At 68.5% G+C, this 25716-nt stretch carries 21 protein-coding genes and 3 pseudogenes; 14 read left to right on the top strand and 10 right to left on the bottom strand.

Annotated features, from left to right (window positions below; translation table 11 throughout):
• Window positions 1-115: 115 nt before the first annotated feature.
• The 3 genes from H9L22_RS00490 (at window position 116) to H9L22_RS00480 (ending at window position 3545) form a co-directional block, all read left to right on the top strand.
• Window positions 116-727, top strand: coding sequence for a hypothetical protein (locus H9L22_RS00490; protein WP_187721170.1), 612 nt, complete (start codon window positions 116-118; stop codon window positions 725-727).
• A gap of 499 nt (window positions 728-1226) precedes the next feature.
• Complete coding sequence (locus tag H9L22_RS00485) at window positions 1227-2351, top strand: DUF222 domain-containing protein (protein ID WP_187721169.1); 1125 nt, start codon at window positions 1227-1229, stop codon at window positions 2349-2351.
• Window positions 2352-2379: 28 nt separating this feature from the next.
• Window positions 2380-3545, top strand: a protein-coding gene (locus H9L22_RS00480; RefSeq protein ID WP_182784986.1) for an IS3 family transposase whose coding sequence is annotated in 2 segments (ribosomal slippage) — window positions 2380-2626 and window positions 2626-3545 — 1167 coding nt in all. Because the reading frame shifts where the segments join, the coding sequence is not laid out codon by codon here.
• 906 nt (window positions 3546-4451) lie between these two features.
• On the opposite strand, the gene H9L22_RS00475 is transcribed toward H9L22_RS00480, so the two are convergent.
• A complete protein-coding gene (locus tag H9L22_RS00475; RefSeq protein WP_187721168.1) occupies window positions 4452-4859 on the bottom strand; it encodes a pilus assembly protein TadG-related protein in 408 nt (135 codons plus the stop codon).
• A gap of 210 nt (window positions 4860-5069) precedes the next feature.
• Between H9L22_RS00475 and H9L22_RS00470 the strand changes: the two genes are divergently transcribed.
• The 4 genes from H9L22_RS00470 to H9L22_RS00455 are packed head-to-tail and all read left to right on the top strand — an operon-like array spanning window position 5070 to window position 8271.
• Complete coding sequence (locus H9L22_RS00470) at window positions 5070-5822, top strand: amino acid ABC transporter ATP-binding protein (RefSeq protein ID WP_187721167.1); 753 nt, start codon at window positions 5070-5072, stop codon at window positions 5820-5822.
• 21 nt (window positions 5823-5843) lie between these two features.
• Window positions 5844-6692 (top strand): glutamate ABC transporter substrate-binding protein, encoded by an 849-nt coding sequence (locus H9L22_RS00465; RefSeq protein WP_187721166.1) that lies wholly within the window; start codon window positions 5844-5846, stop codon window positions 6690-6692.
• A gap of 41 nt (window positions 6693-6733) precedes the next feature.
• The gene (locus tag H9L22_RS00460; RefSeq protein WP_187721165.1) at window positions 6734-7381 is read left to right on the top strand and encodes an amino acid ABC transporter permease; all 648 of its coding nucleotides are present in this window, start codon (window positions 6734-6736) and stop codon (window positions 7379-7381) included.
• Window positions 7378-8271: an amino acid ABC transporter permease gene (locus H9L22_RS00455; protein WP_187721164.1), complete on the top strand. Its 894-nt coding sequence runs from the start codon at window positions 7378-7380 to the stop codon at window positions 8269-8271. The genes H9L22_RS00460 and H9L22_RS00455 overlap by 4 nt, the downstream gene beginning before the upstream one ends.
• Here H9L22_RS00455 and pntB read toward each other — a convergent pair whose 3' ends face one another.
• The 6 genes and pseudogenes from pntB to H9L22_RS00425 form a co-directional block, all read right to left on the bottom strand.
• The gene (gene pntB, locus H9L22_RS00450; RefSeq protein ID WP_187721163.1) at window positions 8272-9675 is read right to left on the bottom strand and encodes a Re/Si-specific NAD(P)(+) transhydrogenase subunit beta; all 1404 of its coding nucleotides are present in this window, start codon (window positions 9673-9675) and stop codon (window positions 8272-8274) included. It abuts the gene before it with no gap.
• 4 nt (window positions 9676-9679) lie between these two features.
• Window positions 9680-11218: a Re/Si-specific NAD(P)(+) transhydrogenase subunit alpha gene (locus H9L22_RS00445; protein ID WP_187721162.1), complete on the bottom strand. Its 1539-nt coding sequence runs from the start codon at window positions 11216-11218 to the stop codon at window positions 9680-9682.
• A gap of 129 nt (window positions 11219-11347) precedes the next feature.
• Complete coding sequence (locus tag H9L22_RS00440; protein WP_226966013.1) at window positions 11348-11698, bottom strand: NUDIX domain-containing protein; 351 nt, start codon at window positions 11696-11698, stop codon at window positions 11348-11350.
• A 205-nt stretch (window positions 11699-11903) separates the two neighbouring features.
• Window positions 11904-13217, bottom strand: a complete 1314-nt coding sequence (locus H9L22_RS00435) for a hypothetical protein (RefSeq protein ID WP_226966012.1) — start codon at window positions 13215-13217, stop codon at window positions 11904-11906.
• A gap of 27 nt (window positions 13218-13244) precedes the next feature.
• Window positions 13245-14675 (bottom strand): adenylosuccinate lyase, encoded by a 1431-nt coding sequence (gene purB, locus H9L22_RS00430; RefSeq protein WP_187721159.1) that lies wholly within the window; start codon window positions 14673-14675, stop codon window positions 13245-13247.
• A 94-nt stretch (window positions 14676-14769) separates the two neighbouring features.
• Window positions 14770-15305: pseudogene (locus H9L22_RS00425) on the bottom strand (alpha/beta fold hydrolase).
• 237 nt (window positions 15306-15542) lie between these two features.
• Between H9L22_RS00425 and H9L22_RS00420 the strand changes: the two are divergent.
• The gene (locus H9L22_RS00420; RefSeq protein ID WP_187721158.1) at window positions 15543-17324 is read left to right on the top strand and encodes a glycoside hydrolase family 15 protein; all 1782 of its coding nucleotides are present in this window, start codon (window positions 15543-15545) and stop codon (window positions 17322-17324) included.
• A gap of 146 nt (window positions 17325-17470) precedes the next feature.
• Window positions 17471-19009, top strand: coding sequence for an outer membrane protein assembly factor BamB family protein (locus H9L22_RS00415; RefSeq protein ID WP_187721157.1), 1539 nt, complete (start codon window positions 17471-17473; stop codon window positions 19007-19009).
• 52 nt (window positions 19010-19061) lie between these two features.
• Here H9L22_RS00415 and H9L22_RS18220 read toward each other — a convergent pair whose 3' ends face one another.
• The 3 genes from H9L22_RS18220 to H9L22_RS00400 all read right to left on the bottom strand — a co-directional run bounded on the left by H9L22_RS18220 (window position 19062) and on the right by H9L22_RS00400 (window position 22557).
• Window positions 19062-19517, bottom strand: a complete 456-nt coding sequence (locus tag H9L22_RS18220; RefSeq protein WP_226966011.1) for a MaoC family dehydratase — start codon at window positions 19515-19517, stop codon at window positions 19062-19064.
• A gap of 405 nt (window positions 19518-19922) precedes the next feature.
• Window positions 19923-21311 carry a 3-oxoacyl-ACP reductase gene (locus tag H9L22_RS00405; protein ID WP_187721156.1) on the bottom strand — a complete coding sequence of 463 codons (1389 nt, stop codon included), beginning with the start codon at window positions 21309-21311 and terminating at the stop codon, window positions 19923-19925.
• 1 nt (window position 21312) lies between these two features.
• Window positions 21313-22557: an acetyl-CoA C-acetyltransferase gene (locus H9L22_RS00400; RefSeq protein WP_187721155.1), complete on the bottom strand. Its 1245-nt coding sequence runs from the start codon at window positions 22555-22557 to the stop codon at window positions 21313-21315.
• A 73-nt stretch (window positions 22558-22630) separates the two neighbouring features.
• Here H9L22_RS00400 and H9L22_RS00395 point away from each other — a divergent pair.
• The 5 genes and pseudogenes from H9L22_RS00395 to H9L22_RS00380 form a co-directional block, all read left to right on the top strand.
• A pseudogene (locus tag H9L22_RS00395) lies at window positions 22631-22840 on the top strand (TetR/AcrR family transcriptional regulator); the annotation flags it as partial.
• Window positions 22841-23013: 173 nt separating this feature from the next.
• Window positions 23014-23268, top strand: coding sequence for a hypothetical protein (locus H9L22_RS00390; protein ID WP_187721154.1), 255 nt, complete (start codon window positions 23014-23016; stop codon window positions 23266-23268).
• Window positions 23269-23276: 8 nt separating this feature from the next.
• Window positions 23277-23951, top strand: a pseudogene (locus H9L22_RS20005) (acyl-CoA dehydrogenase family protein); the annotation flags it as partial.
• A 158-nt stretch (window positions 23952-24109) separates the two neighbouring features.
• The gene (locus H9L22_RS18210; protein ID WP_226966361.1) at window positions 24110-25210 is read left to right on the top strand and encodes an acyl-CoA dehydrogenase family protein; all 1101 of its coding nucleotides are present in this window, start codon (window positions 24110-24112) and stop codon (window positions 25208-25210) included.
• 141 nt (window positions 25211-25351) lie between these two features.
• On the top strand, window positions 25352-25714 hold the full coding sequence (locus H9L22_RS00380; RefSeq protein WP_226966010.1) for a PadR family transcriptional regulator: 363 nt from the start codon (window positions 25352-25354) through the stop codon (window positions 25712-25714).
• The last annotated feature ends 2 nt before the right edge of the window (window positions 25715-25716 follow it).

Below are 25716 nucleotides of genomic sequence, written 5' to 3'. Positions count from 1 at the left end.
CCCGACTCGACGGCAGTGTTCGTTCAACGGGCATGAGATTCCCTGCTCGAACGCCGTCGGGTACTGGAGTAACCGGGTGGAGGCGTGGTGCACGTTGCGGGTACCGCAGCCGCCCTTGTCTGACCATGCGTGGGGTGGCAACGCCACCGGCGCGATCTACCTCTGCACCCGGCCAGCGCATGACGGCATCCCCGATCCGGCGATGGTCGTGACACGGTGGTTACCGGCCGCGCCCGAGGCACCGGATCCGGAGACGATCGCCTGGCAGATCCTGGCCGACCTGGACCTGGAATCGCCCGAGTTGGGCGTCTTCCCCCGTGGCGACTCCGCTCAGAGGATGGGGTTCGTGGGCTGGAACGTGTGGCTGTGGGCCGCCGCCACCTCAGACCGTCAGTGGGGCCCGGTATCTGCATCCCAGTCAGAGGGCGGAGTCTCGGTGAGCCTGACGGCCCAGGTGACGTCGATGACCTGGGACATGGGCAACGGAGACACTGTCACCTGCAGCAAGGGCACCCCGTGGACGATGGCTGCTACGGGCGGGAAGAACGTTGCCTCCCCGACCTGCGGATACGTCTACGGCGTCGATGGCCGCTACACCGTGCGGGGGACGTCCACATGGAGCGTGACCTGGTCAGGTGGTGGCCAGTCAGGGACAATCCCGCTGACGCTGAGCCGCGAGGCCGAGGTGATCATCGGTGAACTCCAGACCGTCAACGTGAATCGCTGAGCCCAGGCGTCAACGGCACTGAGACCCACTAGCGCTGTCTACCCGACCCTGACATGGGTAGTCCTTTGTCCACGGCCCACGGAGCTTGCCGAGCCGTGCACGAATCTCCGCTGAGCCGCGGCTATGTGCATATCGCCATAGCGGCGGCCTGAGCCAGCAGAATGCTCGCTGCAACTAGATTTGTGCCCGGGAAGCCAGATAAGTGAACGACGATGCAGATGATTGCCTGGAAAGCCCAAAGAGCGCCAGGAGACCCGAGAGAGCACCCCAGTTCCCAGCCGAACGAAGACGCAGGCGGATCAGACGGCGTGGGCGGCATTCTCCGGGCCCGACATCTCAAACGGGAGCCCGTATCACCCGTTGCCGAAATGGCTCTGACAAGTACCAACACTCGCGACGTGTTCGCTTGTAGCGAACAGATCCCAGAAACACCCCCAGCAAGCGTTTCCCGACCATTCCCCAGAAAAAAGTGTCAGACCCCCTCTGTTGAATAGACAGTATGGACGGCACCGCAGCAGCCAGGATCGAGGAGTTCATCGAGCACCTCGAAACAGGCCTGGCTGCGCTGCGTATCCACGACCGAGCAGAAGCGTTGACCCTGATCGAAAGGCTCGAACAGGTCACCGGAAGGATCACCGGAACCCGGCTCGCTCTCATCCAGCAGGCGGCCATCACCAGTGCCGCCGGCGACGAACTCGACCACCGGCTGCATTCTTCGAATCGGGCGACGATCAGACAGGTCCGAGGCGACATCCGCCTCGCCCGAGAACTCGAGACCCGCTACCCACTCCTGTTGGAGGCGCTGCGTGACGGCAAACTCTCCGAGGCCCAGGCCCGCGCGATCATGACCGGCCTCAACCCCCTCCAGCTCACCGAGACCCAATCCGTCCGCTGCCAAACCGAACTCATCGGCTACGCCACCCAATTCGACCCCAACGAACTCCTCGCCCTCGCCACCCGGATGACCGAAGTCATCGACCCCGACCACGCCGACGCCACAGACGCCGCCAGGGCGGAACGCGACGCAAGAGTCGCACACGCCAACCGGTCGTTGACGATCGCGCCGGACCATCACGGTTCGATGTTGCTACGGGGTCGGCTTCCGCTGGCCGACGGAGAACTGCTGTTGGCGCAGTTGGCTGCGCTGATGCCCTCGGCCGAGTCCTACACCCACACCGGAGAGCGCCCAACCCCAGCAGCGAAGAGAGCCGACGCCCTAGCCAGGCTCTGCACCGTCGCCGCGAACAGCCGCGAGCTCCCCGCCCACGGCGGGGACCGACCCCACGTGATCGTCACCCTGGACTACGACACCCTTCTCACCGGCCTCGGGAAAGCCGAGGTCCTCGACACCGGGATGCGCATCTCTGCAAGAGAGGCGCGACGGCTCGCCTGCGACGCCGACCTGATCCCCATGGTCCTCGGGGGCGGCAGTCGGCCGCTCGATGTCGGAAGGTCGCGGCGATACTTCACCAAAGCCATCAGCACAGCCCTCGCCATCCGCGACCGGGGCTGCGCCTTCCCCGGCTGCGACGCCCCACCGTCGGCCTGCGACCGGCACCACACCCAACCCTGGAAGGCAGGTGAGGTGAGGGATTGTTTCCGGACCAAGAGCCCCCACCGGTAGAATCCGTGGGAGAAATGGAAGGGATCGAATGACCCGGAAGAAGTTCAGCCCGGAATTCAAGGCGGAGGCGGTTCGTGCGGTGATTGAGTCGTCGCGGACTGTTGCCGAGGTCGCGCGTGATCATGGTATCGGCTCGGAAACACTCAGGAATTGGGTGAATGCGTATCGGCGGGACCACCCGGATGAGTTACCGGAGATCAGCGAACCGGAGCGTGCTGAACTGGCACGGTTGCGTAAGGAGGTCCGTGAGTTGAAGGCCGAGCGGGAGTTCCTGGGAAAAGCGGCGGCCTTCTTCGCCAAAGAGTTCCGGTGACCGCGAAGTACGCGTTCATCAACAGCGAAGAAGGCAACTACTCGATCCGGAGCATGTGTCGGTGGGCGAGGGTGTCGAGGGCCGGCTACTACGAGTGGCTCAACCGGCCGGTCTCGGTGACCCAGCGGTGGCGCGACGAGCTCGGCGACATCATCGAGGTCCTGTTCGCCGACTCCGACGCCACCTACGGCTACCGACGGATCCATGCCGCCTTGGTGCGGGCCGGGAGGCCGTGTGACCCGCAGACGGTGCGTGCGATCATGGCCGAGCGTGGCTTGGTGGCTTGTCAGCCGCGCCGCAGCGGGCCCAGGACCACGATCCCGGCTGACGCGAAGGATCTGCCGGATCTGGTCAACAGGGACTTCACCGCCGACGAGCCCGGGCTGAAGCTGGTCGGGGACATCACCTACATCCCGACCTGGCAGGGGTGGGTGTATCTGGCCACCGTGCTGGACTGCTGCACGAAGAAGGTCGTCGGGTACGCGATGGCCGAGCACATGCGAACCGAGCTGGTCACCGACGCCCTGGCCATGGCGATCAGTAATGGCCATATCCGCAGCGGGGAGACGATTTTCCATTCGGATCGCGGGACTCAATACATGTCGGCCGAGTTTGCCGAGTTCACGCGCGCGGCTGGGATTGTTCGGTCGGTCGGACGGACTGGTATCTGCTATGACAATGCGTGGGCGGAGTCGTTCAACGCGACCTTGAAAGTGGAGCGGGTTCATCGGACCGTGTATCCGACTCGGCGGCATGCTATCCGGGATATTGCACGCTACATCGAGTTGCGTTACAATCAGAAACGGTTGCATTCCGCGCTTCAATATCGTACCCCGAACGAAGCAGAGCAGGACTGGTACGAAACCAACAAGGCAGCCTGAAACATGAATATCAAGCGGTCCGGATTTCATCCCGCAGTCCAAGGAGGCATCACCAGCCTCGCCCTCGGGGTCCTCCTGTGTTGCTACCACCACCGCCTCGCAGAACCCGACCCGACGAAACCGGCAGACATGCAATGGCAGATCCACTTCGACAACAACGGGAACCCCTGGTTCACCCCACCCAGATTCGTGGATCCGAGCAGACGACCCCGTCAACACCACCGATACCGGCTCCACGGGAGAACTCTGCCCACACCCGGTCAGGCCGGCCCGCCAGATACCGGAGCGGAACACCCGACCCACGCAACATCGGCACCACCAGGATCATCAGCGCCACCGGGACAGCCGGGACCAAGCCAGGAGCCGGAACGAAGCGAACGGAGTGGTCGCGCCCGTCACGACCAGACGCAGCCACGCCGTCACTACCCCGTCGACGACCTACCCATGTCACCCGCCTGGACCACACCAGACGAGTAGAACCGCGATCAGCAGGACGCCCCTTCGAGACGGTTGCTCGTACCTCACAACCTCCTCAGGGAACGAAACATCCTGAGGACCGAGCGTCTCGAACGGATGGTTCCTGAGGAGCGAGCGCCAGCGAGCGTCTCGAAGGACGACACGGCCGCAAGCGGCCGGCTCAGGGAACGAGAATCTTGCCCTTCGACAAGCTCAGGGACCACCCTTCGACAAGCTCAGGGATCTCCGGTTCCTGAGGAGCGAGCGCCAGCGAGCGTCTCGAAGGACGACAAGCTCAGGGAACCCGCGTCTCGAAGGACGACAAGCCCAGGGAACGGTGAACACACGGCCCCGCAGCTACCTCCCTGTCGACTACCTGCCCTTGTCCCTCCCAGCCTCCGAGCCACCCGGCCGGTGTTCGCCTGCGGGGGCTCCGGCGAACAAGGTCGGCTACGACTCCGCGCCGTCGACCACACGGACCGCTCGCGCAGAGCCCGATCCCTCGACCGTCAGTTCATGGACCCCGATCAGTCCCAGCAGCACCGTCGTGTAACTCCCCCGGACCTCGACGGTGACCTCGTTACCCGCAACGGCCACCGTCGCCGAATACCCCACGGACTCCGCCTGGGTCGCGGCTGCGCGTCGGGCGGCGGTCCGGTCCAGGGAGGCCCCGTCAGAGGTGAGGACGACCTGCTGCGCACCTGTCCGCGCCGCCTGTGCGGCCACCTCCCGCGCTGCCTGCTCCGCGACGGTGTGTCCGGACAGATCGACACCTAGCCCGACCGCGAGGATGAAGGCGGGCATGGCAGCGGCCACCCAGACGGACAGCACCTGGCCGCGCTGACCGCGACGTCGCATGCGCCTCACCTCCCCCGGAAAATGCCATTCAAGCAAGCGAATCGCGGCCGCGGAACAGGAACGCGATATCTGTGGACGACCGGCCCGATTGGGAGAAACCTACAGTGGGAGCCGCATTGGACAACGATCTGTTCGGCTCTGACAAGCCCGATACAGGATTGTTACGGGACTTTCCCTCGCTGACACACGACTTCGTTGTAATGTCTCGACATGACGAACACCCCCACCGAACGCCCTCTCGTTGAGATCCGTGGCGTCAACAAGTACTTCGGTGAACACCACGTACTCAAGGACATCGACCTCGACGTCCAGCGTGGCGAGGTTGTCATCGTCATCGGACCCTCCGGGTCCGGCAAGTCGACGCTGTGCCGTTCGATCAATCGCCTCGAGACCATCAACTCCGGCGAGATCCTGATCGACGGCCAGAAGCTGCCCGAGGAGGGCCGGGCGCTGGCCCAGCTCCGCAGCGACGTCGGCATGGTGTTCCAGGCCTTCAACCTGTTCGCCCACAAGACGGTCCTCGAGAACGTCACCCTCGCCCCGATCAAGGTCCGCAAGATGGACAAGAAGACGGCCGAGGCACGCGCCATGGAACTGCTCACCCGCGTGGGCGTCCAGGATCACGCGAAGAAGCTGCCCGCCCAACTCTCGGGCGGCCAGCAGCAGCGCGTCGCCATCGCCAGGTCCCTGGCGATGGACCCCAAGCTCATCCTCCTCGACGAGCCGACCTCGGCGCTCGATCCGGAGATGATCAACGAGGTGCTCGACGTCATGGTCGAGCTCGCGAAGTCCGGCATGACGATGGTCGTCGTCACCCACGAGATGGGTTTCGCCAGGAAGGCGGCCGACCGCGTCGTCTTCATGGCCGACGGCGCCATCGTCGAGCAGGCCTCGCCCGACGAGTTCTTCACCAATCCGCAGTCCCACCGGGCCCAGGATTTCCTGTCCAAGATCCTCTCCTGAACCACGAGAAAGCAGACCACCATGAAGCTCACCAAACTGGCGGCCTCAGCCACCGCACTCCTCACCGCCGTCGTCCTCACCGCCTGTAGCGGCGGTGGCGGGGCCTCAGGCGACTTCCCTGAGGGATCGACCATGGCCAAGCTCAACTCGGCCCAGAAGATCACCATCGGCACCAAGTTCGACCAGCCGCTGTTCGGCCTCGCCGGCCCGGACGGCAAGCCCGAAGGCTTCGACGTCGAGATCGGCAAGCTGATCGCAGACAAGCTCGGCATCCCGGCCGACAAGATCAACTGGGTGGAGACCGTCTCCCAGAACCGTGAGCCGTTCATCCAGAACGGGCAGGTGGACATCGTCGTCGCCACCTACACCATCAACGACAAGCGCAAGGAAGTCATCGACTTCGCCGGCCCCTACTACATCGCCGGCCAGTCGTTCCTGGTGCCGAAGGGCAACCCGGCGGGCATCACCTCGACCGACACCATCGGCGACAACACCATCTGCACCGTCACGGGCTCCACCTCCGAGAAGAACATCAAGGAGTTCACCGACAAGGTCATCACCGTCGACAAGTACTCCGACTGCCTGGAGCCCATCCGCACCGGCGACGCACAGGCCCTGACCACCGACAACGTGATCCTGGCCGGCCTCGTCGACCAGAACGGCGACGAGTTCGAGGTGGTCGACTACACCTTCACCGAGGAGCCCTACGGCATCGGCCTCAAGAAGGGTGACGACGACTTCCGGAACTTCATCAACGACACCCTCGAGGCCTCGTTCAAGGACGGCTCGTGGGCGAAGGCCTGGGAGAACACCGCAGGCAAGGTCCTGCCGACGCCGGCGCCGCCGACCGTCGACCGCTACACCAACTGACGACACCCGCAGACAACGACTGACCTGAGAGGAGGGAGCCCATGGAGGCCGTCCTGTCCAGCCTCGACTCCTACTGGGAAGGCTTCAGCGTCACGCTGGAGCTGCTGGCCATCGGCGGCCTCGGCGCCCTCCTTCTCGGGGTCGTCGTGGCGTTCCTCCGTATCTCCCCGATTGCCAGCCTGCGTTGGCTGGCGACCGGGTACACCGAGCTGATGCGCAACACACCGCTGACGCTGGTGTTCTTCTTCCTCGCGATCGTCCTGCCCGCACTCCAGCTGGGCATCGACTTCAAGGTCGCCGCCTACCTGGCGCTGGCCCTCTACACGTCGGCGTTCGTCGCCGAGGCGGTGCGCTCCGGTATCAACGGCGTACCGGTGGGGCAGGCCGAGGCGGCCCGGTCCGTCGGACTGACATTCGGGCAGACCGTCTCCTCGGTGATCATGCCGCAGGCCGTCCGCATGGTCATCCCGCCGCTGATCAACGTGTTCATCGCCCTGACGAAGAACACGTCGGTGGCCGGCGGCTTCTACGTCGTCGAACTGTTCGCCGTCTCGAAGACGCTGACCAACCAGCACGGCAACGCCGTCATCCCGATCCTGATCGGCGTGGCTCTCTGCTACCTGGTCATCACCATCCCGCTCGGCCGGATGGCCGACTGGATCGAGCGGAAGGTGGCGGTGCAGCGATGAGCGCGACACCGAGCGTCCTCTACGACGCCCCCGGCCCGAGGGCCCGCCGACTCTCCCTCGTCACCTCCATCGTGCTCGGCGTGGTCATCACCGCCGCCGTGGTCTGGCTGATCTGGCGGCTCGGCCAGCCCCGCGTCACCGTCAACGGCGCCGTCCTGACCGGCCTGTGGGACCCGTCCCGCTGGGACATCTTCGTCAACGACCCGCGCGTCTGGGAGGGGCTGCTGATCCGCGGCCTCCTCATGGGGACGCTCCGCGCGGCCGGGCTGGCCGCCGTGCTGTCCATCATCGCCGGCGTCCTGCTCTGCTTCGCCCGCTCGGCGCGGTCGAAGTGGATTCGGGTGCCCGCCGCCATCGTGCTCGAGTTCTTCCGCGGCATGCCCGTGCTTCTGATGATGCTGTTCATCATGCTGGCGCTCGCCACGAGCGGCTACTGGGCGGTCGTCTTGGCTCTGACCGTCTACAACGGCGCGATCATTGGTGAGGCCCTGCGCGCCGGCATCGCCGCCCTTCCCCGCGGTCAGCGCGAGGCAGGCCTGTCTTTGGGCCTCACCGAACTGAGCACCCGGCTGCGGATCGAGTTCCCGCAGGCCTTCCGCCAGATGCTGCCGATCATCCTGGCCCAACTCGTCGTCCTGCTGAAGGACACGTCGCTCGCCTACGTCGTCGCCTACCCCGAGATCCTGCGGATCTCGCAGCAGATGCGCGACTACTACGGGTCGACGACGTACTCGTTCTCGCTGTTCCTGATCGTGTGGGCCGTCTACCTCGTGGTGAACATGAGTTTGTCGACCGCCGCCCGCTGGCTTGCCAGGCGGACGGGGCCCAAGGCGCAGGCTGCGCTCATGACGCAGAACACCAGCACCATGCAGGCCCCCGACGGCGCCTGATCAGGCGTTGACCTTCGCGGGCAGCGCCGCGACAATCTCCTGCGCCGTCGCCTTCGCGTCACCGAAGCACATGACCGAGTTCTCGTTGAAGAACAGCGGGTTCTGCACCCCGGCGTAGCCGGCGCTCATCGACCGCTTGAACACGACGACGGTGCCCGCCTCCCACACGCGCAGCACCGGCATGCCGGAGATCGGCGAGCCGGGCTCCATGGCGGCAGGGTTGACGGTGTCGTTGGCGCCGATGACCAGCACCACATCGGTGTCGGCCAGGTCGTCGTTGATCTCGTCCATCTCGAACACGATGTCGTAGGGCACCTTCGCCTCGGCCAGCAGCACGTTCATGTGTCCTGGCAGGCGGCCGGCGACCGGGTGGATGCCGAAGCTGACCTTCGTTCCCTTCGCCCGCAGCCGTTCGGTGAGTTCGGCGACGGCGTACTGGGCCTGCGCGACGGCCATGCCGTAGCCGGGCACGATCATGACCGAGCCCGCGGAATCGAGCAGCGTCGCAACGTCGGCAGGCGAGGCCTCCCTGTGCTCCCCGTACTCGCGATCCGGGCCGGCTGAGACATCGTCGCCGAAGCCGCCGAGGATGACGGAGATGAACGACCGGTTCATGGCTCGGCACATGATGAAGCTCAGGATGGCGCCGGAGGCACCGACGAGGGCGCCGGTGATCGCGAGGATCGTCATGTCGAGCATGAAGCCGGACGCGGCCGCGGCCCAGCCGGAGTAGGAGTTCAGCATGGACACGACCACCGGCATGTCGGCGCCACCGATGGCCGCGACGAGGTGGGCGCCGAGAAGCAGCGACAGCACCGTGGCGATGATCAGCGGGATGATCGACCCCGTGGCGAGGTACCACCAGCCGATCAGCGCGAGGGCGACGACGATGGCGAGGTTCATCCAGTGCCGACCGGGCAGCGTGAGCGGCTTGGAGTTGATGCGCCCGTTGAGCTTGCCCCAGGCGACCAGCGAGCCGGTGAACGTGACGGCGCCGATGAACACACCGAGGTACACCTCGATGGAGTGCAGAGCGTCGACGTTGGGGTTGCCGAGGTGGACGTTGTAGCCCACGAGGACGGCGGCCGCGCCGACGAAGCTGTGCAGGAGGGCGATGAGTTCGGGCATCCCCGTCATCTCCACCTTGCGTGCCCGCCAGATGCCGATGGCGCCGCCGATGGCGAGCGCGGCGTAGAGCATGATCGCCGCGTCCCACTGCAGGTTGTGGTTCGCGTAGTCGCGGTAGGCGATGGCGAAGTTCGTCGCCACGACGGCGAAGACCATGCCCATGATCCCGTAGACGTTGCCCTTGCGGGCTGTCTCGTGCTTCGACAGTCCGGCCAGAGCCAGGATGAACATGAGGCCCGCCGCAATGTACGTGGCGTCAATGAAGTTCGACAGCATGGCGTCAGGCCTTCCTGAACATGGCGAGCATCCGGTGCGTGACGGCGAATCCGCCGAACACGTTGATGGAGGCGAGGAGGACGGCGATGAAGGCGATGATCCGCACCACCCAGTCGTCGCTGGCCATCTGCGTCATGGCGCCGACGATGATGATGCCGCTGATGGCGTTCGTCACGCTCATGAGCGGGGTGTGGAGTGCGTGCGACACGTTCCACACCACGTAGTACCCGACGACGCAGGCGAGCGTGAAGATCGCGAACAGGCCGACGAACGACGACGGCGAGAACGTCAGCGTCGCGATGAGGGCGAGGGATCCTGCCCCGACCAGCACGACCTGGTGCCACCAGGGGCGCGGCTCCTTCGGGGCCGGAGGCTCGACGACAGCCACCTCGGCCGGCTTCGCGGCCGGCATCGCCGACACCTCGATCGGCGGCGGCGGGAAGGTGATCTCGCCGTCGCGGACGGTGGTCATGGTGCGCACAACCTCGTCGTCGAAGTCGATGACGAGCTCGCCGTCCTTCTCCGGCGTCATCAGCGTCAGCGCATTGACGAGGTTGGTGCCGTACAGCTGCGACGACTGCCCGGGCAGGCGGCTGGCCAGATCGGTCCAGCCGATGATCGTCACGCCGTTGTCGGTGACGTAGCTCTCGCCGGGGTGGGTGAGTTCGCAGTTGCCGCCGCCCTGCGCGGCGAGGTCGACGATGACGGACCCCGGGCGCATGGTGGAGACCATGTCGGCGGTGATCAGCTTGGGCGACGGTCGGCCGGGGATGGCGGCCGTGGTGACGATGATGTCGACGTCGGCGGCCTGCTCGGCGTAGAGCTCTGCGGCCTTCTGCGCATAGTCGGCGCCGACCTCCTTGGCGTAGCCGTCTGAGCTGACGCCCTGGTCGGCGGTGCCGACGTGGAGGAACGTGGCGCCCATCGACTCGACCTGCTCCGCGGTCTCGGGGCGGACGTCGGTGGCCCGGACGATCGCGCCGAGCGAGTTGGCGGCGCCGATCGCGGCGAGGCCGGCGACGCCGGTTCCTGCGACGAGCACCTTCGCCGGAGGCACCTTGCCCGCCGCGGTGACCTGCCCGGTGAAGAAGCGGCCGAAGGCGTGCGCGGCCTCGACGACGGCGCGGTAGCCGGAGATGTTGGCCATGGAGCTGAGCGCGTCCAGGGCCTGCGCGCGGCTGGTGCGCGGCACCATGTCCATGCTCAGCGCCGTCACCCCGCGGGCGGCGAGCCGCTGCGTGAGCGTCTCGTCCTGGCGGGGGAACAGGAAGCCGATCAGGACGGCGCCCGGCCGCATCAGCGCGATCTGCTCGTCGGTCGGGGCGTTGACCGTCAGGACGATGTCGGCGCCCCAGGCGTCGACCGCGCTGCCCGTCGTCGCGCCGGCCTCGAGGTAGCCGGCATCGGGCAACGCGGCCCGATCACCTGCTCCGGCCTGGACGAGAACGTCGTAGCCGAGACCGACCAACTGGGTCACTGTCCTGGGGGTCGCGGCGACACGGTTCTCGCCTGACGCCACTTCTTCGGGGATGCCTATCCGCATGCGATGCACCGTATCGAGTCTCCGCCCGAATCGTTAACCGGGGGCGGGGTCGGGCCCGGCTGAGGATGCGCTAGCGGTCCGGAACAGACGTCTCGCACCGTTACCCGACGGGCACCGACATGGGAGTGATCAGCGACGGGCCGACGTCCACAGAGCCCATGCCGCGAGGGTGATGCCGTCACGGATCTGTCCTGCGGCCACGGCGGCGTCCAGCACCGCAACCGGGGTCCACCTGGCGCTCTGAAGCTCGGGCCCCACAACGAGACGATCCTCGGCGACGATGATCTCGACAACGCCTATCAGGTTACTGAGGAGGCCCGTGTCCGCGTGGAACACCCCCACCTCACGCGCGGAGACGACGTCGTCGACACCGGTTTCCTCGTGGAGTTCACGCAGCGCTGTCTGGATGATCGTCTCCCCAGGCTCACCCATCCCCGAGGGAACTCGAAGCTGAGGGCCCCTCCGATCGCCGGACGCCACAGGTCGGCCATGAGCACCCGATCCCGCTGGAGTGCGATGCAGACTGCACCCGGTTGTCCGCCCATCACCTCGACGTGGCGGGTACGGAAACGTGCGCCGTTGGGCGCTGTCACTTCGTCGGAGTAGACACTCAGCCACGGAGTCGACTCGTCGCGGTAGAGGGTCTCACTCACGATCTCCCCCGGTCCTTGGCTGGTCACCCTCATCACCCCTTCGTCAGCTTGATCACGGACGACAGTCTGCCGTCTCCGAGATTCCGGTAGTCGCGCCAGCTTGCCACCGCCTCGGGAAGCACACCCACCAGCAGTGCAGCCCCCAGAGAGAGTACGGTCCAGCGACCGTCCAGTTCCGGGACGAGGTCCAGCACGAACGCCACCAGCGCCAGTCCCGCGACCATCAGGGCCCTGGCGCGGACGGCCTGGCGCTGGGACCTGACATCGCCGCGCTCGGAGGCAACTCGAACTTGGTAGGCAATCTCCCTGGTTGCGACGGGGTCAGCCCGCTCCTGCCAGGCTGCGATGGCATCCCTTGCCTCGTACCGCAACGTCTGAAACCGCGCGGGCGTCATGTCACCCAGCTGCACCGTCGCAGCACCCGCCAGTGCCAGTTGCCCGGCGCGGAGTGGGCCCCCGGACGTGTCCCCTCCGTCGGTGTCGGCCGCGTCGATCTTCAGCCAGACATCCGCCCCACAGGACTCGGACAACGCGAGCGAGTACGCGTCGGCGTAAGCGACGTGCAGTCGACGCTTCTGCTCACTGTCGACTTCCAGATCGTCGATGGCTGTCCTGGCATGAGAGCGATCCGGCTGCTCGTGGATGGGACGAAGCGTGTCGTGAGGTAGGCCGACCCCCTCGCTGGACAGATGCCTGCGCATGCGCGACTCAAATAGGGCTCGGTCGGGCAACTCCAAGGGGGCCGTCTCGACGAGTCCCGCCACGTCCGCGTCGATCCACGACTGCCAAGCTGCCGCCAGGCCTCGGAGAGTGCCCCGCGTGAGGCCGAGCCCCTCCTCCAGGAGGGCTGCAATCTCGTGGGCGACCGTGCCCGCTGGGGCGTCTGCCACACGGTCGGCAGGTCGCCCCTCGAGTGCCCTGAAGGCGCATCCCGGGTCGGTTCCCTCGGGCAGGCAGGGCAGCACCGAGGACCAGATGACAAACCGGAGCCGACGCCCGTCAGCGGTGGTGGCGAAACGGCGCAGCGACTCCTCGATGGTGGCCGCGCGGGTATAGATCCGGAGGGCCGGCCGCTCGGACAACGGCATCCCGAGCAGTTCCAGCGTTCCCTGTGCGGTAAAGCTCTGGAAGAAGACGCCATCCAGGAGTTGCGCGTCGGTCAGGATGAGCTGTTGGGCAAATAGGACACCCGTACGCAGCACTCCCCCAAACCACCGCTGGGCCGCGCGATCATCGCCGCGGACAGTGTCCAGTGCACCGCAAGGACCGGCCCAGAAGTCAGGCGCGGCGGCGTGCAGCTCCAGCCACTTGGCCAGTTGAACCTCGGAGTCGAGGTTGAAGACCATGGATTGTGCCATGGCCTAACCGTAGGGCTAGAGCACCGATCCGGGCGTGTAGGCGGCCGCGGCCGGGTCGGAGGCGACCACGTCGGCGACGCGCGCCGCCACCCGGGCCACCTGATCCTGTGCCGTTCCCGCGAGCTCCAGCGGGGAGACGACGAGGCCGCCCAACTCCTCGCGGGTGAGCCGCAGGCGCCCGTCGGCGGCGAGCCGGTCGAGCAGGTCGTTGCAGCGGGCGCCCTTGCGCAGGTCCAGGGCGACGGCGACGGCGTGCTCCTTGATCGCCTCGTGCGCCTCCTCGCGGCCCACGCCCTTGCGGACAGCGGCCATCAGAACCTTGGTGGTGGTGAGGAACGGCAGGTAGCGATCGAGTTCGGCCTCGATGACGGCGGGGAACGCGCCGAAGTCGGCGAGCACCGTCAGGAAGGTCTCGAAGAGGCCGTCGAGGGCGAAGAACGCGTCAGGGAGGGCCACGCGGCGCACGACCGAGCAGGACACGTCGCCCTCGTTCCACTGGTCTCCGGCGAGCTCGCCGACCATCGACACGTAGCCGCGCACCACGACGGCGAGCCCGTTGACGCGCTCGCAGGAGCGGGTGTTCATCTTGTGGGGCATCGCGGACGAGCCGACCTGCCCCTCCTTGAACCCCTCGGTGACGAGCTCGATGCCGGCCATGAGGCGGATAGTGGTCGCGACATTCGACGGCGCGGCGGACACCTGGGCCAGCGCGGTGACGACGTCGTAGTCGAGCGAACGCGGGTACACCTGGCCGGTGGAGGTCAGCACCTGCGCGAAGCCGAGTTCCTCGGCGATGCGCCGCTCGAGTTCCGCCAGCTTCGCCGCGTCGCCCCCGAGCAGGTCGAGCATGTCCTGGGCTGTGCCGACCGGCCCCTTGATGCCGCGGGCCGGGTAACGGCCGATGAGGTCGTCGAGGCGGGCGAGCGACACGAGCAGTTCATCGGCGGCGGTGGCGAACCGCTTGCCGAGGGTGGTCAGCTGGGCGGCTACGTTGTGGGAGCGGCCGGTCAGCGGCTGGTCCGCGTACTGGGTGGCGAGGCGGGCGAGCTGGGCGAGCGCTGCGACGACCCGGATGCGGACGACGCGCAGCGAGTCGAGGACCTGCAGCTGCTCGATGTTCTCGGTGAGGTCGCGCGAGGTCATGCCCTTGTGGATGTGCTCGAAGCCTGCGAGGTCGTTGAACTCCTCGATGCGGGCCTTCACGTCGTGGCGGGTGATGCGCTCGCGGGCGTTGATCGAGTCGAGGTCGACCTGGTCGATCACCTTCTCGTAGGCGGCGATCACCTGGTCCGGGTCGGCCCCGCCGAAGTCGACGCCGAGGTCGCGCTGGGCGCGGAGCACCGCGAGCCACAGGCGGCGTTCGGAGACGATCTTGGCCTCGGGGGCCCAGATATCGCGCATCTGGGCGGAGGCGTAACGGTTGGCCAGGACGTTGGGGACGCTCATGCGCGGCATTCTACCGGCGACGTCCTGCGGGCCCCGCCAGACGGACGGGGCTGGAACCTCCCCCGGCACCGCGTGCCGGGGCAGGCCGACGGGGTCAGTCGACGGCGTCGAAGAACGCCACCAGCTCGGCCGTGATCTGCGCCTCCGCCGTGGCCCGCGAGACGGTGGGGACACCGTCGCCGTCCTGGGGCCCGTACCGGCCGAAGAAGCTGTGGACGGCGCCGTCGACGACGGCCAGACGCGCGTCGCCGGGGAGCCGGTCGAGTCCGCCACGGACGTCCGCCTCGTCGGCGAGTCCGTCGTGCTCGGCCATGAGCGACAGGGTCGGGATCGCGGCGGCGGTCAGGTCGTCGCCGTCGGACGGGTAGGCGGCCAGCAGGACGAGACCGTCGACGTCACCGGGGTGCTTGGCCGCGTAGGTGGCCGCCATCACTCCCCGAGCGAGTGGCCCCCGACGACGACGTCGAGCCCCGGCGCGAGCTCCCCGGCCACCTGTGTGACCCGGTCGGAGCCGAGGACGGCCAGGTCGAACGGCATCTCGGGAATCAGCGTCGTCACGCCGTGCGGGGCCAGGGCGTGCCCGATCCACTCGTACGCCTGGGGCCGGACGAGCCCGCCGGGATACAGCACGAACGCGACGCGGGCGTCGCCGTCGGCAGGCTCGATGACGAGGACGTCGCCGCCCGCATCGGCGAGGCTGACCCGCGGGACGGCACCGTCGACCACGGCGTCCTGCCCGACGACGAGCGGATCGCGCAGCACGATCGGCTGCGCGACACCGACGCCGTAGCCGAGCAGGAGGGCCAGGGCGGGGATGATGACGGAACGGGGCTTCACACGGCCATTGTGCCGGAGCAGAATCGGGTGATGGGGAGCCGGATCGAGGACTACGCACTGCTCAGCAACTGCCGCACCGCCGCTCTGGTGTCGAGCACCGGCAACCTGGACTGGCTCTGCCTCCCCCGGTTCGACTCCGGCTCCATCTTCGGTGCCCTGCTCGGCGACGAGCGGCACGGACGCTGGTCGCTGCGGCCGACCGATTCCGGGGCACGGGCCGAGCGTCGCTACGACGGGGACACGTTCATCCTCCTCACACGCTGGACCACCGACTCGGGCGTCGCGGAGGTGACGGACGCGATGCCGATCAGCGACGACACCGCCGTGATCCGCCGCGTCACGGGGCTCAGCGGGACCGTCGAGTTCGACTGCGAGGTGCGGTTCCGCTTCGACTACGCACGCGCCCTGCCCTGGGTCGAGCAGACGGGCACCCGCCAGGCCCCCTGCCTCCGCGCAATCGCCGGCCCCGACGCCGTCGACCTGCGCGGCCTCCAACTGCACGGCCACGGCCGCCGGCACACCGGCCGGTTCGCCGTTTCGGCGGGTGAGGCCCGCGACCTCACGCTGACCTGGCAACCGTCGCACCTGCCGGGCACGTCCGCGCGCGATGTGGACGACGACCTCGATACCACGCGGCGCTGGTGGCAGGAGTGGAGCGACAAGACCGAACATGAGGGGCCGCGCCATGACCTGGTGACCCGCTCGCTCCTGGTGCTCCGGGCGCTCACCGACGAGCGGACGGGTGGCGTGGTCGCGGCAGCCACGACGTCTCTGCCGGAGGCGATCGGCGGGGAGCGGAACTGGGACTACCGCTACGTGTGGCTGCGTGACGCCGCACTCACCCTCGAGGCCCTCATCGCCCACGGGTTCATCGACATCGCGCACCACTGGCGTGACTGGCTGCTGCGTGCCGTCGCGGGCGACCCTGCCCAGCTGCAGATCATGTATGGGCTGGCCGGCGAGCGCGACCTGCAGGAACGGATCCTCACCAGCCTGCCGGGGTACGAGGCCTCAGCCCCCGTGCGGATCGGCAACGGCGCCGTCACGCAGTTCCAGGCGGATGTGATCGGCGAGGTGCTCGTGGCCCTGGACGCCGCGCGGAGCGCGGGCCTCGGCGAGGACCACTTCTCCTGGCACCTGCAGAAGGCCCTCGTCGAGCAGGCCATCGAGCGGATCGACGTGCCCGACCAGGGGATGTGGGAGGTCCGGGACGAGCCGGAGATGTTCACGCACTCACGGGTGATGGTGTGGGCCGCGTTGGACTGTGCTGTCCGCGCGGTCCGCGACCACGGCCTGTCCGGCGACGTCGCCCGCTGGAAGGCGTTCCGCGAGCGGATGCGCCGGGAGATCGACGCCTCCGGGTACGACGCTGTCCGCGGGCACTTCGTCCAGCGCTACGGCAGCACCGCCGTCGACGGCGCCCTCCTGCTCCTGCCGCAGGTCGGCTACTGCAGGGCCGACGATCCGCGGATGCTGGGGACCGTCGCGGAGATCGAGAAACGGCTCATGCGAGACGGCTTCGTCATGCGGTACAACACTGACGACGGCGTCCCCGGAGACGAGAACGCCTTCCTGGCGTGCACGTTCTGGTTGGTGGAGCAATACGCCATGGCCGGACGCACCGAGGAGGCGACGGTGCTGATGGACCAGGTCTGCGCGGTGGCCAATGATCTCGGCCTGCTGAGCGAGGAGTTCGACGCGGCCGCAGGGAGGCAGACAGGCAACTTCCCGCAGGCGTTCTCCCATCTGGCCCTCGTGCGGGCAGCCGACGCGCTGGGCGGGCATGGAGGCCGGGCGACGCACCGTCAGTGAGCGACCGGGCGGGTGCAGGCCGGATGGTGGGCTGCGGACGGCCCAGCAGGGTTATCCACAGCATCGGTCGACGGCGTTCCATCCGGCCCCGTCCCTGGTTACGTTCGAGCCACCCCTCGGGGCCGCTCAACCGTCAGGAGTCACCCATGCGTCACTTCGCTCTCCTTGTCACCGTCGCCCTGCTCGTGGGCTGCGCGGGCACTCCCACGCCGACGCCGACCCCCGACGACGTACCCACGACGACGGAGGCCGCCGCCCCGAGCCCCTCCCCCACGCCTGAGACGGTCGCCGTCAAGGTCTGGGAGACGCCCGCCGAGGTTCTCGGGCAGCCCGCGGTCGCCGGCGACGTCATCGTCTCCTACCTGCGCTCCCACGACAGGATGGTCCTGGCCGGCTTCTCGGCCACCGACGGCACCCTGCTCTGGCGCCGGGCGGCCAAGCCCGGCTTCGTCGCCCCCGGGGTCGAGATCGCCCCGTCGATCGTCGAGCATGAGGGCCGCACCTGGACCGCGGCCCTGGCCGGGTGGGAGGGAGGCTGGCACGTCGTGAACCTGATCGACGCCCGCACCGGGGCCACGGTCACCGCCGACCCCACCGTCGTCCCGTACTCCCGCCCGCGGCCCTGTGCGGACGATGTGCCCGCCTTCTGCTTCCGGGGCCAGCTGGCGGACGGTGGGGCCTCACAGCCCCTGCGGCTCGCGATCCCCTCGGGTGACCTCGGCGCCGACCCGGCCGCCGCCACCGTGCGGGACGCCCGTTCGTTGGGCGTCCACGTCTTCGCGACGAACGATCGTCCCTACGAGGGAGGGGTCGAGATGCTCGGCTACGCCGACGACGACGTGGTCCGGTGGGAGCGCCGCTACCAAGACGTCTTCGGCGTCGGCTCCTCCTCCGACGGGGGCTGGGCCTGGTGGGACGCGAATGCGCCGATCATCGGCTACGGCGGCCCCATCTTGTACGACACCCCGAAGATCGGCGAGAGGCGGCCGCTGACCGATGACCTGCTCGTCGCGCTCGATCCGGCCACCGGTGCCGGCCTGTGGCAGCTGCCGGGAGGGACCTACTGCCCGATGGAGATCGACGAGTGGTCCGAGGGCTCCGACCAGTTCATCGGCTGCCGGTTCACGGCCGGTGAGGTCCTGTTCGTCGCGGGCGAGGACGGCGAGCTGGACACCGAGTTGGAGGGGGTCGAGCGGGAGCTCGTGGCGATCGAGGTGGCGACGGGACGCATCCGCTGGAGCCACGCCATGAGCCCCACCTATTTCGTCGACGAGTTCGAGGCCAGGCAGCTGTCGTCGGGGCCGCGCGTGGTCATGCGCGGTCAGGACGAGTCGCTCGTCATCGTCTCCCGGGACGACGGCGCCGTGAGCGCGCCGGAGCCCGGTGAGGTGTTCGCCTGCGAGCGCGAGCGGGTCGGCGTGCGCTTCGACTTCTACTCGACGCCGGCAGAGTTCAACGCCGGTTCCGAGCGCTTCCCGTGCGACGCCGCCGGGGCGCCGGTCGACGACTGGACCCTGCGGCGCTCGAGGCAGGGGCCCACAAGCTCGGGGATCTGCTCATCGTCTCCGGCCCGGACTCGTTGGCCGCCTACAGGATCGACTGACCACCCTTCGAAAGGCTCAGCAGTGGCCCGCGCCAGCGAGCGTCTCGAAGCGCCCTTCGACAAGCTCAGCAGCGGTCCCTGAGGAGCGAGCGCCAGCGAGCGTCTCGAAGGGCCCTTCGACAAGCTCAGGAACCTCAGACGATCTCGCCCACCAGGTGCGGCTTCAGCTCTCGGTTCACCACCGCGAACCGCCAGCCCTCGTCGGTCTCCTCCGCCGCGAACCGGACCTTGCCCGGCAGCAGGATCGGCTTCGCGAACTGCACCCCGACGGTGTACGCCGCCGGCAGCCGGCCACCGAGCGCCGCCATCGCCCTGGCGTGGGCCCACATGCCATGCGCGATGGCCCGCGGGAAGCCGAACAGCTTTGCCGAGACCGGCGACAGGTGGATCGGGTTCGCATCCTCCGACACCTTGGCGTACTGCCGCCCCAGGTCGGCCGGGAGCCGCCACTCCTGCGACGGCGGTGCCGTCGGCGCGGCCAGGTGCTCGGCCTTGACCGGCTCCCCCTCGACGCCCTTCGCCCCGATCGCCAGGTAGTTCGAGCTGCCCTCCCAGACGAGCTCGTCGCCGACGTGGATCTGGCCCCGCATGCCGAAGGCGACCCCTTCGGATGCGGCAGCAGATTCTCGGCGCAGACGCGCATCCGCAGCCGCTCGCCGAGGTCGACGGGACGGTGCAGCGTCATGGTGTTGCTGACGTGCACGAGGCCCGCCAGCGACATCGGAAAGTCGTCCTCCGCCATCAGCGCGGCCTGCAGCGGGAACGTCTGCACGTGCAGCCAGGTGGCGGGCACCCGGTCGCGCAGCGTGAAGCCGCAGACCTTGTCGTAGGCCGCCAGCCAGGCCGGATCCTGCTTGTGGTCCAGCAGCAGGTAGCTGCGGTCCGGCAGCTCGCCGACCCGCATGCCACGCTTGCGGAACGAACCCACCAGTCCCTTGAGCAGCAGCTTCTTCGCATCCGGCGGTGCCGTGAGCGAGCGTACGTCGCGCGCCACCTCAGGCTCCGATCAGGTTCTGGCCGCAGACCCGCACGATCTGGCCGTCGACGCCGCCCGAGGCCGGGTCGCAGAGATACGCGAGGGTCTCCGCGACGTCCACGGGGTTTCCGCCCTGTCCCAGCGAGTTCGTGCGTCGGAAGACCTCCCGCTGCACGAACGGGATCGCCGCCGTCATGTCGGTCTCGATGAAGCCGGGTGCCACCGCATTGATCGTGATGGGCCGCTCCCCCAGCTCGTCACGCAGCGCCCAGACGTAGCCCATGACGCCCGCCTTCGACGCGGCGTAGTTGGTCTGCCCCTTGTTGCCGGCGACACCGGAGGTCGACGCGATGCCGACGAGGCGCGCCTCGTCCGCGAGCCCACCGGGGACGTCGTTGGCGAGCAGGAAGTCGTTGATCCGCATCTGCGCGGCGAGGTTGACCTCCATCAGCGAGGCCCACCGCTGCTCGTCCAGGTTCGCCAGCATCCGGTCGCGGGTGATGCCCGCGTTGTGGACCAGCGCCCAGATCCGCCGCTCGGCCCCGTGTCGGGAGGCGACGTGCGCGGCGATCTGTGCCCCGGCGTCGGCAGCGGTGATGTCGAGCTGCAGCGCCGAGCCGCCGATCTCGTTGGCGACCTTCGCCAGGGCGTCGCCTGCCGGGGGGATGTCGATGGCGACGACGGTGGCGCCGTCGCGGGCGAAGGTGCGGGCGATGGCCGCGCCGATGCCCCGCGCCGCGCCGGTCACGACGACGAGCCTGCCGTCGAACGGACGGCTGCTCAGCGCGTTCGACACCTTCGCCGGCCCGACCCGCCACGTCTGCCCATCGACGAACGCGGAGCGCCCCTCCAGCAGGAAGGACAGTGTCGAGACGAGGTCGGAGGCCCGGGTTCCCCGCTTGATGAAGACGAGGTTGGACGTGCAGCCGTCGCGCTGTTCCTTGCCGACGGTGCGGTTGATGCCGTCGATGGCCTGCGCCACTGCCTTCGCCTCGAGCCCCTCGACGGCGGAGGCGTCGCTGGCCAGGATGATGATGCGGCCCGACGACTCGAGCGAACGCATCGCGGGCCGCAGCAGCGCCCGGATCCCCTCGAGCTGGACGATCTCGCGCAGCCCGGTGGCATCCACGATGATGGCCCCAGGGCGGGCCGGGTAACGGGGCGGGACCATGCGGCCCTTGTCGTCCTTGACCCTGGACTCCGGCAGGTCGACGACCGGCTGGCCGGGCGCCACGCCCAGCAGCGCCATCGCCTCCATGGCGATGCCCCCGCCGGGGAGCTCACCGAGCACGACGGGCCCGGCTGGCATCAGCCGTCCGCGGCGCAGCTTGGGCGGATCGGGCAGCCCCGCCTTGCGGGCCACGAACCGGCCGGCCGGGGTGTTGTAGATGGTCTCCAGGATGTCCATGTCATGCCTCCAGAATCGCGACGACGCCCTGACCGCCGGCCGCGCAGATCGAGATGAGGCCGCGGGAGCCGGGGCCCTTGGCTGCGAGCATCTTGGCGAGCGAGGCCACGATGCGGCCGCCGGTGGCGGCGAAGGGGTGCCCGGCCGCCAGCGAGGAGCCGTTGACGTTGAGCTTGGAGCGGTCGACGGTGCCGACCCCGTCCTTCTCGAGCGCCTTCAGGGTCGCGAGCACCGTCGAGGCGAACGCCTCGTGGAACTCGTAGTAGTCGAAGTCGGCCAGCGTGAGGTTGTTGCGTTCCAGAAGGGCGGGGATCGCGCGGGCGGGAGCCAGCAGCAGGTCCTCGGCCCCGGTGGTGTAGTCGGCGGCCGCCACCTGGGCGTCGACGACGCGGGCCAGCACGGGCCAGCCGCGACCCCGGGCGTAGTCCTCCTCCGCCAGCAGGACGACGGCGGCGCCGTCGGTGAGCGCGGTCGAGTTGCCGGCCGTCATGCTGGCGTCGTCGCCCTTGCCGAAGACGGTGCGGAGCTTGGCCAGCGCCTCGACGGTGGTGTCGGGCCGCAGGATCGTGTCCTTCGCCACCCGCTGGTACGGGGTGACGAGGTCGTCGAAGAAGCCCTCGTCCCAGGCGCGGGCGAGGTTACGGTGCGACTGGTAGGCCAGTTCGTCCTGGTCCGCGCGGCTGACGCCCCACTTGAGGGTGGTCTGCGCCTGCGACTCGCCCATGCTGAGTCCGGTGCGGGGCTCGACGACGCCCGGCGGCACCGGCATCAGGTCGCCGGGGCGGATCTTCGCGAGCGCCGCCAGCTTCTCCGGCAGCGACCGGGCCCGGTTCAGTGCAAGCAAGGCCTTCCGCAGCGACTCGGTGACGACGATCGGCGCGTCCGAGGCCGAGTCGACGCCGCCAGCGATGGCGACCTCGGCCTGACCGAGGCGGATCTTGTTGGACGCGTAGACGACGGCCTCCAGGCCGGTGCAGCACGCCTGTTGCAGGTCACACGCCGGAGTGAGCGGCGACAGCGCCGACCCGAGGACTGCCTCGCGGGTGAGGTTGAAGTCTCGCGTGTGCTTCAGCACTGCGCCGCCGACGACCTCGCCCACCTCCTGGCCGGCCAGCCCGAAGCGGGCCACGAGCCCGTCGAGTGCCGCGGTGAGCAGGTCCTGCGCGGACGCGGCGGCGTACTTGCCACCCGCCTTGACGAAGGGGGTGCGGTTGCCGCCGACCACAACGGCGTTGCGTGAAGTCATCGTTGATCCTCCCGGGGAACGTATCTGATACCGAGGGTAGCAGGTACGCGAAGTTTCGGGTACCGTGAGTTCCATGAATCTCGTTCCGCCCCTGGAGGCGCCCGTCGATGGCCGCGCCGCACGCTGGGAGCAGCACAACCTCGACCGGCGTCGCGCCCTGGTCGAGGACGCTGTGCGCGCCATCCGCGAGCTGGGCCCGGGCGTCGGGATGGACGAGATCGCGGCCAGGGCGAAGACGTCGAAGACGGTGCTGTACCGGCACTTCGGCGACAAGTCCGGCCTGTACCGCGCCGTCGTGGAGTCGGTCGAGCAGTACATCCTGCGCAAGCTGCCCCTCGACGACGCCGAGCTGGTCGAACCCCATGAGCTGGTCACGCAGCTGGCGGACGCCTACCTGGCCGTCGTCGAGCGCGACCGGAACCTGTACCTGTTCGTCGCTTCCCGCCCACCGGCGAGGTGCCGACCGAGGACCCGGTCCTCACCATCACCACCCACATCGGCAACGCCGTGGCCGAAGCGATGCGCGCCTGGCTGGCACGGGAGGGCCTCGACGAGGATCCCGCCAACATCTGGGCGCACGGCGTCACCGGCTTCATCTGGGCCGTCGCCGACCGGTGGATCGTCACCAACCTGCGCCGCCCCCGAGCCGAGGTCGTCGCCTACATCGATTCATTTTTCGCCCCGGCCTTCGCCGCCCAACAAAGGAGTTGAGAATCCCCATGACCATGACGATGAACACGACCGCCACCGGCGAGGCCCTGCGCCGCGCCCTCGACGGCCCCTTCCACGAGATCAAGCAGCGCTGGCGCAACGAGGTCGACGGCGCCGACGTCGTCCGCGACCCCGCCCTCTCCATGGAAGAGGCCCGCGACTGGACCCTGGAGCGCGTCAAGGACCTCGCGGCCCGCCACCTCGTGACCGCAGGCTTCCCCGCCGCACAGGGCGGCTCCGGCACCGCCGCCGAGTCCTGCGCCCACTTCGAGATGGCCGCGCTCGGCGACCTCTCCGTCACCATCAAGTCCGGCGTGCAGCACGGCCTGTTCGGCGGCGCCATCGTCAATCTCGGCACGACCTACCACCACGAGACGTTCCTGCCCGACGCCATCACGGTGAAGCTCCCCGGCGCCTTCGCCATGACGGAGCTGGGGCACGGCTCCGACGTGCAGTCTCTCGAGACCACCATCACCTACCTTCCCGAGACGGACGAGCTCGAGGTCAACTCGCCCACCTCGACCGCGACGAAGGCCTACCTGGGCAACGCCGGGCGCGACGGCCGCATGGCCGCGGTCTTCGGGCAGCTCTATGTCGACGGCGAACACCACGGCGTGCACGTCGTCCTGGTGGCCATCCGCGACGAGGACGGCAACGACCTACCCGGGGTCACCACCGGCGACCAGGGACACAAGGGCGGGCTGCTCGGCGTCGACAACGGCACCTTGTCGTTCGACCACGTCCGCGTCCCGCGCCTGATGCTGCTGGACCGCTACGGCGGCATCGACGCCGACGGCGAGTACCACTCCCCATCTCCTCGAAGAACGCCCGCTTCTTCACGATGCTCGGCACGCTGGTGCGCGGCCGGATCTGCGTGGGGGGCGGGGCCGCTTCGGCCACCCGCAAGGCGCTCACGATCGCCGTCAATTACGCGGACCGGCGCCGGCAGTTCCGCCAGCCGGGCCTCGGCGAGGAGATCCTGCTGCTCGACTACCGCACGCACCAGCGCCGGCTGCTACCGAACGTCGCCCGCGCCTACGCTTACGGCTTCGCGCAGACCGAGCTGGCGCTCCAGCTGCAGCGCGTCACCGACGCGGCCGGGGCCGACCCGCAGGCGTCCCGCGAGCTGGAGACGCGGGCCGCGGGCATGAAGGCGCTCCAGACGCGCTGGGCGAACGACACGATCCAGGAGTGTCGTGAGGCCTGCGGCGGCGCAGGCTACATGTCGGACAACGGCCTGACGCTGCTGCGCCAGGACGCCGACGTCTTCGCCACCTTCGAGGGCGACAACACGGTGCTCCTGCAGCTCGTGGCCAAGGCCCTCCTGCTGGACTACAAGGCCTCCTGGGGCGACATGGACATGCGGGGGACGGCGCAGAAGACGGCCCGCCTCATCGGCAGCGCCGTCATGGAGCGGACCACCGCCCGCTCCGTCATCGAGCGCCTCATCGCCTCGGCCGACCGCAAGCCGGAGGCCGACCGGCTGAGCGCCCGCGGCTGGCACGTCCAGATGTTCGAGTTCCGCGAGCAGCACACGATCGAGGGGCTCGCCCGCCGCATGCGGACCGCGGCCAAGGCCGAGGACAGCTTCGAGGCCATCAACGCCTGCCAGCCCCACATGCTGGAGGCCGCGAAGGCCCACATCGACCGCATCGTCCTCGAGGCGTTCATCGGGGGGATCGAGCAGTGTGACGACGACTACATCAAGGCTCTGCTCGTGAAGGTGTGCGATCTGTACGCGCTGGCCACGATCGAGGCGAACCGCGCCTGGTTCCTGGAGCACGAGGTGTTCGACCCGAAGCGGAGCAAGGCGATCACCGCCGCCGTCGACGAGTTGTGCGCAGACCTGCGCGGCAAGTCGCGTGAGCTCGTCGAGGGGCTCGGCGTGCCCGAGGGGTGGCTGACCCACGCCCGCGCCGCGATCCCGCCGCTCATCGGCTGATCCGACCCGACCCGACCCCGTCCGCACTCCTGCGGGCGGGGTCGTCCGCGTCCGGAACCGGCCCCCGGACCTCTTGCGCACCCCGCTACTCAGTCTTACTACGTACCAGTAGTCACTGACACTAGGTAGCAGGGGTGGGACATGGCACGCCAGGACACGGAGATGCTCAAGGGGACGCTCGAGGGCATCGTGCTGGCCATCCTCTCCCGCCGCCCCGCCTACGGCTACGAGATCACGGCCTCTCTCCGGGACCGGGGCTTCGCCGACATCGCCGAGGGCACCATCTACGCCCTCCTGGTGAGGATCGAGCAGCGGGGCTGCGTCGACGTGGAGAAGGTCCCCTCCGAGAAGGGCCCGCCGCGGAAGGTCTACACGCTGAACCCGCGCGGCCGGGAGCAACTCGACGATTTCTGGAGGACGTGGGAGTTCCTCTCCGAGCGCATCGGAGAGCTCCGCGCCCCGACGACACCCCATCACGGGAGCACTGACATGAGCTGGATCTAGAC

Source organism: Tessaracoccus defluvii, assembly GCF_014489575.1.
Classification (GTDB): Bacteria; Actinomycetota; Actinomycetes; order Propionibacteriales; family Propionibacteriaceae; genus Arachnia; species Arachnia defluvii.
Note: the sequence above shows the minus strand (reverse complement) of the source record. Positions and strands in the feature narration are given on the sequence as shown.

Excerpts from the sequence above, each read along its gene's own strand:
- H9L22_RS00435 (WP_226966012.1), bottom strand. The coding sequence starts at position 13,217 with ATGGTCTTCAACCTCGACTCCGAGGTTCAACTGGCCAAGTGGCTGGAG.
- H9L22_RS00475 (WP_187721168.1), bottom strand. The coding sequence starts at position 4,859 with ATGCGACGTCGCGGTCAGCGCGGCCAGGTGCTGTCCGTCTGGGTGGCC.
- H9L22_RS00485 (WP_187721169.1), top strand. The coding sequence starts at position 1,227 with ATGGACGGCACCGCAGCAGCCAGGATCGAGGAGTTCATCGAGCACCTC.
- H9L22_RS00465 (WP_187721166.1), top strand. The coding sequence starts at position 5,844 with ATGAAGCTCACCAAACTGGCGGCCTCAGCCACCGCACTCCTCACCGCC.
- purB (WP_187721159.1), bottom strand. The coding sequence starts at position 14,675 with ATGAGCGTCCCCAACGTCCTGGCCAACCGTTACGCCTCCGCCCAGATG.
- H9L22_RS00420 (WP_187721158.1), top strand. The coding sequence starts at position 15,543 with ATGGGGAGCCGGATCGAGGACTACGCACTGCTCAGCAACTGCCGCACC.
- H9L22_RS18210 (WP_226966361.1), top strand. The coding sequence starts at position 24,110 with ATGCTCGGCACGCTGGTGCGCGGCCGGATCTGCGTGGGGGGCGGGGCC.
- H9L22_RS00445 (WP_187721162.1), bottom strand. The coding sequence starts at position 11,218 with ATGCGGATAGGCATCCCCGAAGAAGTGGCGTCAGGCGAGAACCGTGTC.
- H9L22_RS00415 (WP_187721157.1), top strand. The coding sequence starts at position 17,471 with ATGCGTCACTTCGCTCTCCTTGTCACCGTCGCCCTGCTCGTGGGCTGC.
- H9L22_RS00455 (WP_187721164.1), top strand. The coding sequence starts at position 7,378 with ATGAGCGCGACACCGAGCGTCCTCTACGACGCCCCCGGCCCGAGGGCC.
- H9L22_RS00460 (WP_187721165.1), top strand. The coding sequence starts at position 6,734 with ATGGAGGCCGTCCTGTCCAGCCTCGACTCCTACTGGGAAGGCTTCAGC.
- H9L22_RS18220 (WP_226966011.1), bottom strand. The coding sequence starts at position 19,517 with ATGCGGGGCCAGATCCACGTCGGCGACGAGCTCGTCTGGGAGGGCAGC.
- H9L22_RS00380 (WP_226966010.1), top strand. The coding sequence starts at position 25,352 with ATGGCACGCCAGGACACGGAGATGCTCAAGGGGACGCTCGAGGGCATC.
- pntB (WP_187721163.1), bottom strand. The coding sequence starts at position 9,675 with ATGCTGTCGAACTTCATTGACGCCACGTACATTGCGGCGGGCCTCATG.
- H9L22_RS00405 (WP_187721156.1), bottom strand. The coding sequence starts at position 21,311 with ATGGACATCCTGGAGACCATCTACAACACCCCGGCCGGCCGGTTCGTG.
- H9L22_RS00470 (WP_187721167.1), top strand. The coding sequence starts at position 5,070 with ATGACGAACACCCCCACCGAACGCCCTCTCGTTGAGATCCGTGGCGTC.
- H9L22_RS00400 (WP_187721155.1), bottom strand. The coding sequence starts at position 22,557 with ATGACTTCACGCAACGCCGTTGTGGTCGGCGGCAACCGCACCCCCTTC.